Below are 13,993 nucleotides of genomic sequence, written 5' to 3' on the forward strand. Positions count from 1 at the left end.
GAATGATTTGTGAAGAAGAAATAGTGGATCTGCGTATACCGGATTCAAAGAATTATGAAGAGGGCAAGAGACTGGCACAGCTTGCGTTTAAGCTGAATCATACGATGCCAATGACAGATGAATATCAACAGATTCTGAAAGAATTGTTTGGAGATAATCTTGGGGAAGGGGCATATGTAGCTGCACCGATCCAGGGAGCCTGTCTTGACCGAATAAAGATGGGTAAAAATGTGATGATCAATTCAAATCTGCTTGCCATGGCCAGGGGTGGAATCACGATAGGATGATAAGCGTTGGAATTGATGTTTCAAAAGGAAAAAGTACAGTCTGTATTCTTAAACCTTATGGAGAGATTGTATGCAGCCCATTTGAAGTGCTCCATGTAGAGAAGGAACTTGAAGGCCTTGATGACTTACTGAGGAAATTGGATGGTGAAATACGGGTGGTAATGGAAGCCACTGGTATTTATCACTTACCCATGATGACTTTCCTTGAAGAGAATGGGTATTTCGTGTCTGTGGTCAATCCTTTTGCGATGAAAGAATTTGCAAAGGACAATAACATCAGAGGTGCAAAGACGGACAAGTTGAACTCCACCATGATTGCTAATTATGGCATAGAAAAATGGTTCAAGCTTCAAAGGCATTCGGGAGATGAAGAAGTTTATGCCGAGCTCAAGCTCCTGGGCCGTCGATACCGATACTCCATGGAAATTCATGTAAAAGCATTGCAGGAATTAATACATATTCTGGATTATACAATGCCTGGTATAAAGAAACTGTTCAACAGTTGGGACGAAGGCAGTGGAAAGGATAAGCTGAGTGATTTTGTGGAGCGTTTCTGGCACTTTGACATAATCTTAGAACAAGATCTTGAGGATTTTGTAGAGACATATATCACATGTGGGATTTATAAAGATGTTGAGAAGTATAAGATATACCTAATAACAGATAGAGAAAAGAGTAAATTAATATCTGCTATAGAGGATGTAACTGTAAGAGGTAAGGTTATTGAAGTATGAATTCTTGAATTTAAAATTCAAGAATATATAGTAAAATAGAAAAGGGGCTGTACCCTGACTCTCAATGATAATGGAAACGAGGTGATTAAATTTGAGAAAAAGAAGTATTACTCTGATGTCTGTAGTAATTGCAATGGTACTTGGCTGCATACTCATAGGATGCGGGGAAAAGGCTAAGTCATCGGTAAAAACCGGAATTATCGGAGCTATGGATGAGGAAGTGGATACCCTTAAGCAGGAACTGGAAAACGTAAAGGTAACAGATATTGGCCGGATGGAGTTCTATGAAGGAAATCTTGACGGAGAGGATGTAGTTATCGTTAAGTGCGGAATAGGTAAGGTTAATGCGGGGGCTTGCGCTCAGGTTCTTATTACGAGTTTTGGTGTGGACAGGATTATTAATACCGGTGTGGCAGGCTCACTTGATGCTTCGATAGATATTGGAGATTTTGTAGTGTCAACCGATGCGGTGCAGCACGACTTTGACCTGACTGCCATAGGGAATCAAAAGGGAGAACTTAATGGAATAGGCTCTGTCTCTTTGCCGGCAGATGAGCCCATGAGGGCAAATGCCGTCAGCGCTATCAGAGAATGTGCACCGGAAGTTAATGTTTTTGAGGGCAGAGTCTGCACGGGAGATCAGTTCATCTCATCAGATGAGCAAAAAAATAATATCACATCTGAGTTTGGAGGACTGTGCTGTGAGATGGAAGGCGGAGCAATAGCTCAGATCTGCTACCAGAACAATGTGCCCTTTGTTATCATCAGAGCCATTTCAGATAAGGCGGACGGCTCTGCCACAGTGGATTATCCCACCTTTGAAAAAGAAGCAGCGGCAAGATGCGCATCCATCGTGCATTACATGGTTACAAGCAAGTAACGCATAATCTCAAAACAAAAAAAATCTATTATGGACATCTATGCGGAGGCAACAGAAGAAAAGGAGCAGGAAACATTTGAAGGCTTGGCAAGCAAGCTGGACAATTTGTTTTAGAAAGTGGGACGGCATTCGCCTGACCACACAGATTGGAAATGACCTGTTTTTAACTGAAAATCGACCTGAGTGGTCGGAAATAATCGGAAGTGAAGTGGTCGATTTGAGTAGTATAATCGTGAATAATCGGGGACAGACAGACGCTGAATCCGTGACCTTTCCAACGTTAAAATCCAGTAAATGACGGACTATTTTGACACATGACGACGCATTCCGACGCGAGACGGACAGATTAGGATAAGGACGGTATGACCCTTATCTAACCGCTTTCTGAGGAATGTAACGGAACCTGTCAAAGCCCCATGTAAAAGAAAGAAAACTGTTAATGGAACACAACGGAATGGGTTGTAAACCATGATTTGCTGGTAAAAAATACAGGCAAGATTCAGAAGATACAGCTTCTGGATGGTGCATAACAGGCACTTACTTTAGTGAAAACAAGAGATATATGAAGCAAAAGAGGATAAATGAAGGAAATGATAGCTGAGGGAAAGCATGTTTATTTATATGGTGACAGAGATGAGGCTGCTCCGCTTGTGATTATTAACACATTTCAGGGAAACGGTAGCAGCATTTACAGTGCGCTTTGCTCAATGACAGAAAAGAAAGTGAATCTTGCTGTCATCAGTGACATTAATTGGGATAATGAGATGTCTCCGTGGGAATGTCCGCCTTTAAGTAAAAATGACATCCCATGTACAGGGGGTGCAGATGAGTATCTTGTAAATCTGACAGGCACAATTATCCCGGCAATAAAGAAGGAACTTGCTGTAGAACCTGAATATATAGCTATATCTGGTTATTCTCTGGCTGGGTTGTTTGCTGTCTATAGCCTGTATAAGACGGATATATTTTCAAGAGTCGTAAGTGCATCGGGGTCCATGTGGTTTCCTGATTTTGTGGAATATGCCAGTAAAAATGATTTTGTAAAAAAACCTGACAGGATATATTTCTCTCTTGGAGATAAAGAGGCACGAACAAGAAATAATCTGCTTGGCACGGTTGAAGATAAAACGAAAGAGATTTATGAGCATTACAAAGGCAGCGGTATAGATACGGTTTTTGAGTTGAATCCGGGAAATCACTTTAAGGATGCTGATATTCGGCTTGCTAAGGGAATCGCTTGGATTTTGTGACAGATGATTATTTGGAGAATGAAATGGTTATTTTATTTCGCCAATCTTTCCAGGAATTACCGATGTTGAGGCAATTATTGACAGGGCAAAGGAAAGATGCAATCTTGTGTGGCTTGAAAATCTTAATCTTAGGGGCGATTCCGGTGGCGGAAAGCAGGATAACCATTAGAAATCGTGAATTTTTGTGGAAAAATCAGCATCTCTGTGCTATTCTCAAGGCAAATAAGGAAGTGGTGATATAAGCCTTGGATAGAAAAGAAAAGATGAAAACGGATAATACCATAAAAAAATTTCTGAATAAAAAGTCATTCCTGAAGCATCGTTTGAATAAGGAGGTTCTTGAAGAGGGGATAGCTTATATTCCATGTTATGTACAGAATATGGAAGATATCATATGCAAATACAGCATTAGGGATTGTGTGAGCCTTAACTCTGAGTTTTCGGATTATATTACTGATTTTATTGAGTGTATTCCGACAAAGTATCCTATCGTTCTTGAGATATACGGGTCAAAGTTTACCGAGGATCAAAAAAAGATCATTGTTGACACGATCACTTCGGACGGAGACTATGAACTTGGCAAGATTATACAGGAGAACAGACATCATCGGCTCGTTTTTGGAGAAATGGTGATTGGTACCGTGATCTCAGGCATTCTCCTTGCATTAATTGGAAAATACCTTGATGATATTCCACAGGAATTTTTCTATGTGTTATTCTGGTTGTTTGCGGATTCTTTTGTCAGATATATTTTTATCGAAAGAGGGGACTATCGGGACCAAAGGATCGGCGCAGGGAGAATTGCAAGCATAAAGGTGGAGTTTATAGAGGACGAAGATAACAGCCTCTGTCTTTCGCAGCAGTAAAGAACTGTCATTTTTACGTAAATATAGTATAAATCCGAAAGGTATGTGTCAAAGGAAATGAAGATGAGGCTGATAAAGATCGATCCAGGGATGGGGAGTGCTGGGAATCGACAGAAAAAAGGTACGGTGTGACTATTTTGACTATCTTGACGGAAAGCCGGGTGCCGTGAATCTTTATTATGGTGCTTATATGTCCCAGTATGACTGGGTGCATGGAAACAATCTGTTAAAACCAGGCAAATAGATAACCTCTTTTTGGTTTTGGTGAGGGTGCATTAACAGTCTTAATAACTTAAGACTGTTAATGCACCCTCATCACTTTTATGTTTTAACGGATTTTTAACATTTATTTAAGTACAATGACTGTATATTTTTTGGTTTAATGAAAGGATGCGCTATGAAGGCAGACATAATCATAAGAAACGCAAAAATCTTTACATCGAACACGAAAGCCCTGCGGGCTACAGCCCTTGCGGTAAAGGATAGCAAATTTGTATATGTGGGCGATGAAGACGGGCTCTCGGCTTATGAGAGAGAGAGCACGGATCTCGATGGGAAGTTTATTATGCCCGGCATCATTGACAGCCATGTACATGTCACCATGGCGGCTGCTTTTGAGTATGCCGAGCTGGGCGTACCGATTTTTAGTGAAGGCAAACAGGGTATACTTGACTTTATGGCAGAGCATGAGGGCTTCAGCTATAATAAACCGGCTGATGTGTATTTTGCAGGAAAGAAAGTAAATTAACATTATGAGGAGGTTTTACAGATGAAACAGACAATTGTTCTCGGCAACATCATCACCATGGATAAAAAGAGGCCTACTGCAAAAGCGGCACTTGTTAAGGACGGCGTGTTCGCCTACATCGGTGATGCGGAGGAAGTAAAAAAGCTTGCCGGTGCAGATGCCCAGGTATTGGATTACGGTGAGAACTTCATCTATCCCGGTTTTCTGGAATCCCACTGCCACTGTTACCTGGCAGGCGACCGCGCGATCGGGCAGGCTAATCTCGCCAAGGTTATCCCAACTGACTACGACAAATACCGGGAGATCATCAGTGATTTCATAAAAAAGAATCCGCAGCGTGAGTTCTACCTGGCAGCAGGGTGGACCGAAAATGACGAATATGTTTCCAAAGCGTATCTGGACGAGATCTGCAGCGATAAGCCGCTGTTTATGCAGACCGGCGGCGGTCACTCCATGCTGCTCAATACAAAGGCGATGGAATGGGCGGGCATTGATGCGGCTTATGCAAAGAAAATGGGCTACGATCTGGTTCACGTGGATGAAAACGGAGAACCAGACGGCTACATCTGTGAAGCACCTGTGTTTGAAGTGTATCCCAAGCTCCCGACTACACTCGAGAATGCCAAGGACTATCTGCTCGCATGGCAGGATATGGCACTTGCAAACGGCTATACAGCAGTGGCCGATGCCGGTACGGAGGTTACCAATGAGATAGCTGTTCAGGCTTTCTATGAGCTGGAGCAGGAGGGCAAGCTTAAGCTGCGTACCTATGCGTATCTTATGTGTCCGGACAATCCGGAGGATCCGAAGGCGGAGGTCGCTCGCATCGCCGCGACCCGCGCAAAATACAGCGGTGAATACTTCCATGTAGTCGGTGTAAAGACATTCTTAGATGGTGTGACCGAAGCGCACACAGGCTGGCAGAACCAGGATTACGCCGATCAGCCGGGCTACCACGGTAATGAACGCTTCAACGATCATGACAAGATGGTAGAGCTGATCACAGCGGCAGATGCCGAGGGACTTCCGGTACACGTTCACTCCGAGGGCGGCGGCGCGACCCATTTCATGCTGGGCTGCATCGAGGACGCGGAAAAAATTACCGGTGATATGGATCAGCGCAATGTTCTGGCTCATTTGCACTTTGTCACTGACGAGGATATCCGCCGCATGGGCCAAACCCGCTCCATTCCGGCAGTTCCTCCGCTGTGGACTGCGAAAATTCCGGGCTTCTATGAGATTGAGGAATCTTATGTCGGTAAGGAACTGGCAGAAAACTCATACCCGATCAAGTCCTTCTTTGATGCGGGCGCATGTACCGTGTTCCATTCGGACTATCCTGTTTCACCGTCCATCAGTATCAGAAACAGCATTTACATGGCTGAAACACGTAATGCGCCAAAGACATTAGGTATAGAAACGTTACCGCTCAATGTCAAGGAAGCGATCACACGTGAACAGTCCCTGCGTGCCCTGACCATAAATGTCGCGTACGCCTGGCACCAGGAGCATCGTCTGGGCTCCATCGAGTTCGGCAAGATCGCCAATATGACTGTTTATGATTGCGACTTCCTCCATGACGATATTGAAAATGTTGCACAGGCAAACCTTGTAGCAACCATTGTGGACGGGGAAGAGGTCTATAAGGCTTGACAGCGAAAGGAGAATAATTTGAAAGCAGATAAGATCATTAAGAATGCAAAATCCCGAATACAACACTTCAGTTACAACAAACCGACTGATGTTTATTTTGCAGGGAAGAGAGTTAATTAGCGTTTCGCAAACGCATAGATTTACGTATGAGAGAAAGGAAATCTGAAAATGGGTATGTTGGATAGTGTGAGTATAAGTGAAGCCACGTCCAGGATGCAGGCTTTGTATGGCGAGAACAATAAAATAACCAATGGTGATTATGACAAGTCGCTGGCGGTCAAATGTATCAACGGCACATTTGTCGGGAAAAAGACGGACAATATCATTGCCTATAAGGGTATACCCTTTGTCGGAAAGCAGCCTGTCGGGGATCTGCGGTGGAAGGCACCGGTTGACGTAGTTCCGGATGATGGCGTGTACGAAGCGTATTACTTCGGGAAGATTCCCTGCCAGATAGGCAATGTCGGGCAGATGGGTTCACTCTACCCACAGGGTGAGGATTGTCTTCATCTGAACCTGTGGAAGGCTGATGATGAGGGATCCGGGAAGAAGCCGGTAATGGTGTGGATTCACGGCGGTGCCTATGAACTTGGAGCTACAACCGAGCCACGGGAGGAGGGAACCAACTTCGTGCATGAAAATCCGGATATAATCCTCGTCTCTATCGAGTACCGGCTTAACGCACTCGGGTTCCTTCGTCTGTCGCATCTGCCTGACGGAGCGGATTACCCGGACGCTCAGAACTTAGGGCTAATGGATCAATTGGCAGCGCTGAAATGGATTCATGAGAATATTGAGGGCTTCGGTGGTGATCCTGATAAAGTGACCATCTTCGGCCAGTCTGCCGGGGGCGGTTCAGTTTCTCTGCTGCCTTTGGTGAAGGGTTCGCACCGGTATTTCAAGCGTGTCATCGCCCAAAGCGGATCGCCCGCTTTTTGCAGATCCAAAGAGCAGTCCATCGCCTGCACGAACGCCCTGCTGAAAGCACTGGACTGCAAAACAGTAGCCGATCTTCAGAAGATTGAAATTAACAAGATCGTAGAGGTGGCATCCCAGGTAATCTCAATGCCTCTTACAACTCCTGAGCGCGACGGCAGGTTTCTTCCACTGGAGGCATTCGACGCCTACGAAGCCGGAGCTGCCAAGGACCTCGACTTCATGCAGGGCTGCACTAAGGATGAATGCAGCTATTTCGTGGCCGGTTTTGGAGTAGAGGGCTTCATGCCTTGGGCAAAGAACTGTAAGGCCGAGAAGCTCGCACAGTGTACGGATGAGGAAAAGGCATTGGTAGAAGGCTATTTCGAGAACAGCCTGGGAGAGGATTATGAAAAACTCAGCAGCTTTCTTGACCAGTACTGGTTCAATGCACCGCTTATCAGAACGGCAGAGAATCAGGTCAGGGGCGGTGGCAAGACATATGTCTATTACTTCAGGGTAGAGTCCGCTGTTCCGCTGTTGAAGAGCGGGCATGCGATAGAACTCTCGGAACTGTTCAACCATGCGGAGGATACCTTAGTTACAGGAAGGGAATTCGATAAGAATTTCTCCAAAATCATGCGAAAAATGTGGGTACAGTTCGCCAAATGCGGTAATCCTTCCCTTTCTGGCGACATCTCGCCTGACGGGAAGGATTATGATTGGCCGCTCTACGATCTTAAGGATAAGCAAGTGATGGTTTTTGACGAGCATGACATCCGTGCTGAGAAGGAGTCAGCCATGAATATCGTCGATTGGGACAGAACCTATTTCCTGACTAAGTATTATGTCAGCTAATATAACAAATTAAACAGACATTATACGGTCTTAAGAGCTGGCCATTATGGTCAGCTCTTAATATTTATTTCGAATGACCGATGGAACTGTTTCAACTCGGTTTCTTATCCGACCTATCATTTTTCGAGTCTCAGGGTCAAGTTCGGAGTTACGCTTTTCTGCTCTGATTGTTTTCATGGGCATAAGAAGACTGGCAACTCTTTTACCGAGACTTGGATTACACTCTTTCTGATGAGGACATCCGTTGCAATGACAACTTGAATGTGAAATCCTGAGTTGATCCCGGGATTCATAATAAGTGCTGTTTACTTCATGTCCTTCCGGGCATGTGAAGATGGAGAAATTAACTATCTAAAGAGCTATTTGCTCTGGATATTGATAGTAGGAAGGATTACGATTTGGGTACAAAAGAAGCCATAAAAACTCAGTTTATGAAGGAATATATGAATAAGGACTTCTCCCAGATTACGGTGAAAGGTCTTTGCGGCAGCACACCTGTGGCCAGGACAACCTTTTACTCATATTTTGAAAATACTTCCGATGTGTTGGAAGCTGTAGAGGACGACCTGGTAAAGGGTCTGGCAGAAGTACCGGTAAAGGTATGCAGACCGCAGTTCTGGCTATGCTAAAGAGTTGGTTAGAAGCATAATAAATGCGGTCTGAATAGGTACGAAGTTATAGTTGGCTATACTATACATATTGCAAGAAATAAGAATGGATTATACGGTTTATGGATTTTTCAATGTCAATTTTTCCATCTGTTAAGCACCACTCAAAAATACAGCCTTTAACAATAGTGCAGATGTCTACACTCATAGTGTGTACGTCTGCATTGTTTTTTATGTATCCACCTTCCTTTGAGATTTTTAATTCATCCTCACATCTTGCCATAACAGTGCCATCAAGGAACTTTCCATCTACCTCACTCATATAGGAACTGAGTGATGAGTTAGAGGTAGAATAAAAGCTCTTCATGAAATCTAACCCCAAATCCATGTATCTGTTTACAAGCTTCATATATAGTTCAATGATCCTGTCAGCTGGATGGGATAAGTCTTTTATAAGTTCACATTCTTTAAAAGGTATCTCCTGGATAAAATAAGTCAAGTCATTTATATGCACTGCTCTGCGGAGGGTGGACAGAAGATCGATAATCTTCGGCTTCACCCTGATGCCTGCTTTACCATCGTGAGCCAGTCAGAACTTTTGCCAGATAAATTTGCAACCAAATACTGGTCTGCCAATGTTTTCGGGACTGTTTCATTCACGGAGAAGTGAAGTTGATCGTGCCATATTCTTTCCCACTGGTTATGGGAAATGAATTTGTTGGAATCATAGAAAAGAAGGGAAGCGCTGTAAAAGGCTTCGTGGAAGGGGATCGTGTATATGGCAGATTGCCGCTTAAGAAGATTGGTGCATTTGCGGAATATGCTGCAGTTGACTCTTTGGCAATCGCAAAGGTGCCGGAGTATCTTTCAGATGAAGAAGCTGCCTGTGTTCAGCTAACGGCTCTACAAACATTTGAACTGATGCATCCGAGGGCAGGAGAATCCGTTTTTATCTCCGGAGGAACAGGAAGCCTTGGCGCAATGTCGATCCCTGTGGCAAAGAGTTTTGGCCTTACAGTTATAACAAACGGAAATGGTTCAAGTGCAGAGCGTGTAAGGAAGTTGGGAGCAGATAAGTTCATTGATTACAAAAAGGAAGACTACTCAAAGGTGCTCTCGGATGTTGACTATGTGCTGGATACTCTTGGTGACCGGGAACTTATGAGGGAGTTTGCAATACTGAAAAAAGGTGGCATCCGGTGGGTCGAAAGGAAAGACAATATTGAAAATATCGCAACAATAAGTTTAACATATATGCAAAACTTCAACTATGTTCAGAAAAGCGGCAAAAGCAGAGGATGTTGCAAATGGTGGAATACGTGCAATGATGCGTAGCGGGACTTTAAGTTATTTTGGCGGCTATACAAAGTGCATGAGTTTTATGTGCAGACTCGTTCCAAGGTCAGTGGCAAGGAAATATGCGGCCAGGATGAATCAGTGAGATTACGTTCAGAACAGTTCTATTGCTGATGAGGTATAATGACCGCAAAGAGGCAATGTCCGCATAATGTCTGCAAAATATCCGCTTGCTGTCTATTTTCAGGCTTTTTTGAGTGTGTTATATTTACAATGGACAAAGGGGTGACAAAGAGAAACACGCTGCTGAAGGAGCGTCTGGAGACAGAAAAGTGACGATAGAAGAATTGCTTGAAAAACCATACTGGATCATAGATATCCTTCCCAAGCAGGTTCCGAAGGACAGCCCGGGACAGTACTTTGCGATAGAGGATTTCTTTCTCAAAGAACAACTGACAGAGATCAAGAAGAAGCATATAGGTGTGATCTTGAAACTGAACTGCTATGTGGACATCTCTATCGACGGAGAGAAGAACCCGGCACCGGAACGGATCAGGGATATTATGATGGAGCGATATGTATATATAATGCTTGGGGATTCAATGATCCTCTCTGAGCCGGATGATACGCATATGACGTTGTTTAATCCTGACAAGGAGCTGATGGATCTGATTAGGGAGATTTCATCTTCGGAAGGGTTGTTTGTTTGGGAAGGATAAAATAACGAAGAAACGGAGAAACTCGGGATGACAGAATTCGAAAAAGCACAGGCAGGATACTTGTATGATGCAAATTATGATGAGGAGCTTCGTGTAAAGAGGGCAGAGTGTGCGGAAAAATGCTTTGATTTCAATAATGCAAGGCCGTCTGATCTTGAGGGGCAGAAAAAAATATTAAATACGGTATTCGGAGAGATCAAAGGAGATTACTTCATCACGCAGCCATTTTACTGCGATTACGGAACGAATATAACTCTTGGTGACAAGTTCTATTCAAATCATAACCTGACCATCTTGGATGGTGCGAAGGTTACTTTTGGTGACTATGTATTTATCGCTCCTAACTGTGTGATCTCTACAGCCGGTCATGCACTGGATGTGGAACAGAGAAACAAGGGGCTTGAAATAGCACTGCAGATCACAATAGGAAACAATGTATGGATCGGAGCAAATGTAACGATACTTCCGGGAGTGACCATTGGTGATGATACGGTTATCGGTGCAGGCAGTGTGGTAAACAGGGATATTCCGTCCGGAGTAATAGCCGTAGGTAATCCCTGTCGTGCGATCCGTAAGATCACGGAAGCTGATAAGGAAAAATATCCGATATACAGAGGATGACATAATGAAACAGTATATAGTAGATGCATTTACAAATAAGCCATTTTCAGGGAATCCGGCGGCAGTATACGTAATGGATAAGTGGCCTTCGGAAGAATTTATGAAGAACCTGGCAATGGAGAATAATCTGAGTGAAACAGCGTTTATCGTGAAGGAAGAGCAGGGGTATCATCTCAGGTGGTTTACTCCGGGATCGGAGGTTGAACTTTGCGGACATGCAACACTGGCATCATCGTTTGTGATCCTGAACTATGCAGAGCCGGATAAAGATATCGTGGAATTTCATACGCTGAGCGGGAAACTGACAGTTAAGAAGAATGACAACCTGTATGAGATGGATTTCCCCACATATGAACAGAAGGAGATCCCTGTGACGGATGAAATGGAGAGTGCTTTTGGAGTTCGTCCCGTCAAGGCTGTTCTGGGACCGGATCTTTTATGCATTTTTGATTCCGAAGAGGAGATCCGAAACATGAAACCTGATCAGAGTAAACTTGCTGATCTTCCCGGGCGCGGGCAGGATGTAACGGCCAAAGGAAAGGATTCGGATTGCGTTTCCAGAAGTTTTTTCCCGAAGCTCCTTGTAGCTGAAGATTAGCTTCTATAGGATAAAAGGAGGACTTAAGCAATGAAACAGGAAATCAAGACAACAGAAGCGATTTTCCCGATGCCGGTACTTATGATATCGACATTCAATGAGGACGGCAGCGTGGATGTGATGAACGCAGCCTGGGGCACGATGCTCGACAGAGATAAAGTAGCCCTTAACCTTACAGAGACGCACAAGACGGTCCAGAATATCAAGGCAAGAAAGGGCTTCGTAGTTCATATCGCTGATGCTAAGCATGTGGTTGAGGCTGACTATTTCGGTATTGCAAGCGGAAATACCGAAAAGGAGAAGTTTGCAAAGAGTGGGATGACCTTTACAAAATCCGATCTTGTGGATGCTCCGGTGATCAATGAGTTTCCTATCGCAATGGAATGTGAGTTCATAGAGTATCAGAGCGATGATACTGGTCTAGGTGTTATCGGAAAGGTTTTAAGAACGTCTGTTGAGGAAGCCAACATGAAAGACGGCAAGGTGGATATTGATTCTATTGAAGCTATCGCTTTTGATCCTTATACGCATGGATACTATAAGGTAAATGGAAGAGTTGGAGAGGCATTCAAGGATGGCCTTAGATTGAAGTAACTCTTCACGCATCTTTACGGAATATAACAGAGCTCACCTTCATCGGGTGAGCTCTAAGCATTTATGATATATCAAGCCCTGCTTTATGTGCCTGAATGTGCCGCAGTTTTCTAGGTATGTCGTATAGATGTCCGGCGAGGATACAAGCAGGTATTTTGCAGACAAAGCAATCTGGTAAGGCATATCAGGAATTTAGAAAAAAATATGGGAAGCATGGACAAAAACTAAGAACAGAGGATGAAATTGCCAGGGAGAAACAAGAGGGCTTGTACAGGTTGTATCATCCAGGAGATGTGCTGGAATATAAAGAGATAGAAGGCCGATATTTTGAAGAAAATAGGAAGCTTGACCAATATAGAGACGAGTGCAAGGACAGAGCTATTGATATGTTTAAAGAATGGTTTTGGGATCTTTGGGATTGATGAAAAGATTACATTAAGAGTAGGCATACGAGGGAAAATATTTATGGATTAAGGATATGAAAAAATAATGGAGATCATTGAAATGAATAGATTTCGGCAGAGACTGGGACTATTGGATTACACAGCATGCTGGGAAGAACCTGACAGGGTAAAGGGTCTTAATCTTGAAGCTACAAAGAATAGGGTGTGCGATCTGATTAATTCAAAGGGATTAAAAGACAAGACTATTGCTGAAAAATTGGGTATTACTCCACAGGCAGTTAATAAATGGCGCCATAAAGGATCATTTTTTGTGATTGAAAACCTTTATGTTCTCAGCGGTCTCTTGGGTGTAAGTGTTGATAAACTTTTAGTTCCTGTAGCCGTAAAGAAATGGGAAGTACTGATTGAGAAAAGATGAGAGATAAGAATAGAATACGTCCATTTTTAAATGAAACAGTCTTAATCCCCCAGCTGAGCTGGGGGATTAAGACTGTTTCATTTAAAAATTTGGGCAAGACCTCAGGTTGATTTTTACAGAATGTTCAGGGATGATCTCTTTTACCAGGTTGTTGGCCATACACCGGTAGAAGAGCCTCTTGACCTGGGAGGAATACTTACATTGGATCTTTTTTCAACATACTCAAATGGGGATCCGTATGGTAACCAGAAGATATACATTGTAGATACAGAAACGAGGAAATATATAGAAGCATTGTAATTTAATTATGAAAGTTTATGAAAACTATATTGAATTATGAAGAATTATGAAAGGATGTCATGTTATGAAAAAGAATAATCCATTTACTCTTACTTTTGGAAAACAGCCAAATGAATATACAAGAAAATATGGTCCTCATTATCAAAGCAGGATAGAACAGTCATTCTTGCAATAAAAAAGGATGAGACCAAAGTCAGTGAAATATGTAAGAAGGTAGGCATGACATCTGCTGTTTTCTCAAGAT

Annotated in this window: 19 protein-coding genes and 1 pseudogene; 18 read left to right on the plus strand and 2 right to left on the minus strand. The window is 43.3% G+C overall.

The window, feature by feature from the left end:
• The first annotated feature begins 2 nt into the window (after positions 1–2).
• The 9 genes and pseudogenes from G625_RS17735 (at position 3) to G625_RS0100625 (ending at position 8,191) form a co-directional block, all read left to right on the plus strand.
• Entirely contained in the window at positions 3–287 is a 285-nt protein-coding gene (locus G625_RS17735; protein WP_049895525.1) for a hypothetical protein, read from the plus strand.
• Positions 284–1,021 (plus strand): IS110 family transposase, encoded by a 738-nt coding sequence (locus tag G625_RS17740; RefSeq protein WP_242826561.1) that lies wholly within the window; start codon positions 284–286, stop codon positions 1,019–1,021. The genes G625_RS17735 and G625_RS17740 overlap by 4 nt, the downstream gene beginning before the upstream one ends.
• A 133-nt stretch (positions 1,022–1,154) precedes the next feature.
• The gene (locus tag G625_RS0100580; protein WP_044931096.1) at positions 1,155–1,901 is read left to right on the plus strand and encodes a 5'-methylthioadenosine/adenosylhomocysteine nucleosidase; all 747 of its coding nucleotides are present in this window, start codon (positions 1,155–1,157) and stop codon (positions 1,899–1,901) included.
• A gap of 581 nt (positions 1,902–2,482) precedes the next feature.
• Entirely contained in the window at positions 2,483–3,151 is a 669-nt protein-coding gene (locus G625_RS0100590) for an alpha/beta hydrolase (RefSeq protein WP_029199555.1), read from the plus strand.
• Between the two features lie 31 nt (positions 3,152–3,182).
• Positions 3,183–3,287: pseudogene (locus G625_RS23385) on the plus strand (radical SAM mobile pair protein B); the annotation flags it as partial.
• 109 nt (positions 3,288–3,396) lie between these two features.
• Positions 3,397–4,017 (plus strand): hypothetical protein, encoded by a 621-nt coding sequence (locus G625_RS0100600; RefSeq protein ID WP_029199557.1) that lies wholly within the window; start codon positions 3,397–3,399, stop codon positions 4,015–4,017.
• Positions 4,018–4,414: 397 nt separating this feature from the next.
• On the plus strand, positions 4,415–4,765 hold the full coding sequence (locus G625_RS0100610; protein ID WP_029199558.1) for a hypothetical protein: 351 nt from the start codon (positions 4,415–4,417) through the stop codon (positions 4,763–4,765).
• Positions 4,766–4,786: 21 nt separating this feature from the next.
• On the plus strand, positions 4,787–6,418 hold the full coding sequence (locus tag G625_RS0100615) for an amidohydrolase (protein WP_029199559.1): 1,632 nt from the start codon (positions 4,787–4,789) through the stop codon (positions 6,416–6,418).
• A gap of 168 nt (positions 6,419–6,586) precedes the next feature.
• On the plus strand, positions 6,587–8,191 hold the full coding sequence (locus G625_RS0100625) for a carboxylesterase/lipase family protein (protein WP_029199560.1): 1,605 nt from the start codon (positions 6,587–6,589) through the stop codon (positions 8,189–8,191).
• A gap of 57 nt (positions 8,192–8,248) precedes the next feature.
• Here the strand turns inward: G625_RS0100625 and G625_RS23575 are convergent, their stop codons facing one another.
• On the minus strand, positions 8,249–8,542 hold the full coding sequence (locus tag G625_RS23575) for a transposase (RefSeq protein ID WP_084152695.1): 294 nt from the start codon (positions 8,540–8,542) through the stop codon (positions 8,249–8,251).
• A gap of 47 nt (positions 8,543–8,589) precedes the next feature.
• Here G625_RS23575 and G625_RS0100630 point away from each other — a divergent pair, with 47 nt between their 5' ends.
• On the plus strand, positions 8,590–8,820 hold the full coding sequence (locus tag G625_RS0100630) for a TetR/AcrR family transcriptional regulator (protein ID WP_029199561.1): 231 nt from the start codon (positions 8,590–8,592) through the stop codon (positions 8,818–8,820).
• 61 nt (positions 8,821–8,881) lie between these two features.
• Here G625_RS0100630 and G625_RS17745 read toward each other — a convergent pair whose 3' ends face one another.
• Positions 8,882–9,358 (minus strand): hypothetical protein, encoded by a 477-nt coding sequence (locus tag G625_RS17745; protein WP_049895528.1) that lies wholly within the window; start codon positions 9,356–9,358, stop codon positions 8,882–8,884.
• A 65-nt stretch (positions 9,359–9,423) separates the two neighbouring features.
• Here G625_RS17745 and G625_RS17750 point away from each other — a divergent pair, with 65 nt between their 5' ends.
• From G625_RS17750 to G625_RS0100680, 8 genes are all read left to right on the plus strand, one after another.
• Positions 9,424–10,134 (plus strand): NADP-dependent oxidoreductase, encoded by a 711-nt coding sequence (locus G625_RS17750; protein WP_442852562.1) that lies wholly within the window; start codon positions 9,424–9,426, stop codon positions 10,132–10,134.
• A 293-nt stretch (positions 10,135–10,427) separates the two neighbouring features.
• Positions 10,428–10,814, plus strand: coding sequence for a hypothetical protein (locus tag G625_RS0100650; RefSeq protein WP_029199562.1), 387 nt, complete (start codon positions 10,428–10,430; stop codon positions 10,812–10,814).
• Between the two features lie 27 nt (positions 10,815–10,841).
• A complete protein-coding gene (locus G625_RS0100655; protein WP_029199563.1) occupies positions 10,842–11,435 on the plus strand; it encodes a sugar O-acetyltransferase in 594 nt (197 codons plus the stop codon).
• 4 nt (positions 11,436–11,439) lie between these two features.
• Complete coding sequence (locus G625_RS17755; RefSeq protein WP_084152696.1) at positions 11,440–12,033, plus strand: PhzF family phenazine biosynthesis protein; 594 nt, start codon at positions 11,440–11,442, stop codon at positions 12,031–12,033.
• Between the two features lie 30 nt (positions 12,034–12,063).
• Positions 12,064–12,627, plus strand: a complete 564-nt coding sequence (locus G625_RS0100665; protein ID WP_029199564.1) for a flavin reductase family protein — start codon at positions 12,064–12,066, stop codon at positions 12,625–12,627.
• A gap of 155 nt (positions 12,628–12,782) precedes the next feature.
• Positions 12,783–13,049 carry a hypothetical protein gene (locus G625_RS17760; RefSeq protein ID WP_049895529.1) on the plus strand — a complete coding sequence of 89 codons (267 nt, stop codon included), beginning with the start codon at positions 12,783–12,785 and terminating at the stop codon, positions 13,047–13,049.
• Between the two features lie 67 nt (positions 13,050–13,116).
• Positions 13,117–13,449, plus strand: coding sequence for a helix-turn-helix domain-containing protein (locus tag G625_RS17765; protein WP_156884979.1), 333 nt, complete (start codon positions 13,117–13,119; stop codon positions 13,447–13,449).
• 120 nt (positions 13,450–13,569) lie between these two features.
• Positions 13,570–13,749, plus strand: a complete 180-nt coding sequence (locus G625_RS0100680; RefSeq protein WP_029199565.1) for a hypothetical protein — start codon at positions 13,570–13,572, stop codon at positions 13,747–13,749.
• Positions 13,750–13,993: the final 244 nt, after the last annotated feature.

Source organism: Oribacterium sp. NK2B42 (assembly GCF_000424445.1).
Classification (GTDB): domain Bacteria; phylum Bacillota; class Clostridia; order Lachnospirales; family Lachnospiraceae; genus Oribacterium.

What these genes read in the sequence shown, in the direction of transcription:
- G625_RS17735 (WP_049895525.1), top strand. Translation starts at nt 3, where the DNA reads ATGATTTGTGAAGAAGAAATAGTGGATCTGCGTATACCGGATTCAAAG.
- G625_RS17740 (WP_242826561.1), top strand. Translation starts at nt 284, where the DNA reads ATGATAAGCGTTGGAATTGATGTTTCAAAAGGAAAAAGTACAGTCTGT.
- G625_RS0100580 (WP_044931096.1), top strand. Translation starts at nt 1,155, where the DNA reads ATGGTACTTGGCTGCATACTCATAGGATGCGGGGAAAAGGCTAAGTCA.
- G625_RS0100590 (WP_029199555.1), top strand. Translation starts at nt 2,483, where the DNA reads ATGAAGGAAATGATAGCTGAGGGAAAGCATGTTTATTTATATGGTGAC.
- G625_RS0100610 (WP_029199558.1), top strand. Translation starts at nt 4,415, where the DNA reads ATGAAGGCAGACATAATCATAAGAAACGCAAAAATCTTTACATCGAAC.
- G625_RS0100615 (WP_029199559.1), top strand. Translation starts at nt 4,787, where the DNA reads ATGAAACAGACAATTGTTCTCGGCAACATCATCACCATGGATAAAAAG.
- G625_RS0100625 (WP_029199560.1), top strand. Translation starts at nt 6,587, where the DNA reads ATGGGTATGTTGGATAGTGTGAGTATAAGTGAAGCCACGTCCAGGATG.
- G625_RS0100655 (WP_029199563.1), top strand. Translation starts at nt 10,842, where the DNA reads ATGACAGAATTCGAAAAAGCACAGGCAGGATACTTGTATGATGCAAAT.
- G625_RS17755 (WP_084152696.1), top strand. Translation starts at nt 11,440, where the DNA reads ATGAAACAGTATATAGTAGATGCATTTACAAATAAGCCATTTTCAGGG.
- G625_RS0100665 (WP_029199564.1), top strand. Translation starts at nt 12,064, where the DNA reads ATGAAACAGGAAATCAAGACAACAGAAGCGATTTTCCCGATGCCGGTA.
- G625_RS17765 (WP_156884979.1), top strand. Translation starts at nt 13,117, where the DNA reads ATGGAGATCATTGAAATGAATAGATTTCGGCAGAGACTGGGACTATTG.
- G625_RS0100680 (WP_029199565.1), top strand. Translation starts at nt 13,570, where the DNA reads ATGTTCAGGGATGATCTCTTTTACCAGGTTGTTGGCCATACACCGGTA.